The 1,959-nt window shown below is 57.9% G+C and carries 2 protein-coding genes; both read right to left on the bottom strand.

The genetic code is table 11. The features are described 5' to 3' along the window. Positions 1-932, bottom strand: a 932-nt coding sequence (locus HHL24_RS43225) for an IS630 family transposase (protein WP_169491334.1), incomplete at its 3' end; no start/stop codon positions are given. Between the two features lie 274 nt (positions 933-1,206). Further along, the gene (locus tag HHL24_RS43220; RefSeq protein WP_169491333.1) at positions 1,207-1,743 is read right to left on the bottom strand and encodes a glutathione binding-like protein; all 537 of its coding nucleotides are present in this window, start codon (positions 1,741-1,743) and stop codon (positions 1,207-1,209) included. Between the last annotated feature and the right edge of the window lie 216 nt (positions 1,744-1,959).

The raw sequence follows: 1,959 nt of genomic DNA, 5'->3' as shown, positions 1-1,959 counted from the left end.
AATGACCCGCGACGGATCGCCTGTTGCGTAATCAGGCCAAACCAGCGTTCAACCTGATTCAGCCAGCTCGAGTAGGTCGGCGTGAAATGCATGTGGTAACGCGTATGCCTGGCGAGCCACGCCCTGACCCTCGGATGCTTGTGTGTCGCGTAGTTGTCGACGACCAGATGCACGTCGAGATCGGCGGGCACCACCTGGTCAATATGCCTGAGGAACGCCAGGAATTCCTGATGCCGGTGGCGTGGCTTGCATTGAGCAATGACTTCGCCCGTCGCTGCATTGAGCGCAGCGAACAAGGTTGTGGTGCCATGCCGGACATAATCATGCGTCACGCCTTCGAGATAGCCCAGCCCCATCGGCAGCATCGGCTGCGTGCGTTCCAGCGCCTGACACTGGCTCTTCTCGTCGACGCACAGCACCAGGGCGTTGGTGGGCGGGCTCAGGTACAGCCCGACAATATCGCGCACCTTCTCGACGAAGAATGAATCGGTAGACAGCTTGAAGCTCTTTGAACGATGGGGCTGGATACCGAACAGCGACAGATACCGGGCCACCGAACTCTTCGAAATCCCTGTCTGCGCGCCCGCAGAACGCACGCTCCAGTGCGTTGCCCCGTCCGGCTTCTCATGCAACACCCTGGCCAGCAATTCCGCGACCGCCTCGTCGTCATGTGTGCGCGGTCGGCCTGGGCGAGCCTCATCATGCAGACCCGCAAGCCCCTGAGCGACAAACCGCTTCTTCCAGTGCGTGATCGCCGGTGGCGTCACTTCGCACTGCATCGCAATTTCCGTGGTGGTGTGACCGTCAGCGGCCATCAGGACAATCTTTGCCCGACGCACCGGAGAATGAGGCAACGAACGCGAGCGACTCATGGACAGCAGCTGTTCTCGCTCCAGTTCCGACACTACAACCTCGATCCCCTTGCGTCCCATGATCGCCTCCTGTTCGTCACGAACTTGATCATAGAACAATACAAATTTACGTAAAGTTATTTCTGGGACGGAACACTAGATCAGCGTCTGCGACCTAACTGCCGGTGCCGCGACTTTCTTCTCCACTCGGCATTCACTCAGAACCGTCACGCGAACGGGCTACTACGGGATCAGACGATCCAGTGCATCGGTCGTCGTCGATGTCCCTAAACAGGCGCACCGAGCCCCAAGGGCGACGCGGCGACGCCGGTACCTGCCTTTCTACTACAGGCGATTATGCGCCGCCCCTCTCCATCGCTCGCTTGTAAGCCGGACGAGCCTCGATTCGATCGACAAAAGAAGTGAGGTTCGGAAACGCGTCCCGCCCACAAAAAGCGAGGCCTGTCTGGGCAACAAACGAAAGTTGAATATCGGCTCCCGTCAGCTCGTTACCGACAAAATACTCACGGCCAATCAGTTCACGGTCAAGAAAACCCAGGTGATTTTGCAATTCGTTTTGTATTCTTGGCTTCAAGGGCGCGGCACCCTCGCCAAGACGGGCCGTATAGACGCGCAACATTAACGGCAAGATTGCCGAACCCTCGGCATAGTGTAGAAACTGCGAATAGCGATCATATTCAGCCGTTCCATACTCAGGGCACACGCCGCCATTACCGTAGCGACGGATCAGATAGTCGACAATGGCGCCAGACTCAAAGATCACCTGCCCGTCATCACGGATGACCGGGGTGTCACGGATCGGCGTATTGGAGCCATTCCGGGATCGGCGTAATGGAGCCACCAGATGATCGGCGTAGTCGAGCCAGTGCATGATCGGCGCAATCGGGCCACTCGATGATCGGCGTATTGGAGCCACCGCAGGATCGGCGTAATCGAGCCACGTAGCGGGCTCAGTGTTCTGTCGGGCGCCAGCCCGAAACGCATTTCGAATTTCCGCAACCCGGTACCTTCAGGCTTTTTGCCCGGAGAGCCGATTGAGTAACAGGAGATTTGAAGTGTTCGAATATCGACAGGTTCTGGTGCGCAT

Origin of the sequence: Paraburkholderia polaris (genome assembly GCF_012927345.1) — a bacterium.
Taxonomy (GTDB): domain Bacteria; phylum Pseudomonadota; class Gammaproteobacteria; order Burkholderiales; family Burkholderiaceae; genus Paraburkholderia; species Paraburkholderia polaris.
The sequence above is the reverse complement of the archived record's forward strand: the minus strand, read 5'-3'. Positions and strand labels throughout refer to the sequence as shown.

Excerpts from the sequence above, each read along its gene's own strand:
- HHL24_RS43220 (WP_169491333.1), bottom strand. The coding sequence starts at position 1,743 with ATGCACTGGCTCGACTACGCCGATCATCTGGTGGCTCCATTACGCCGA.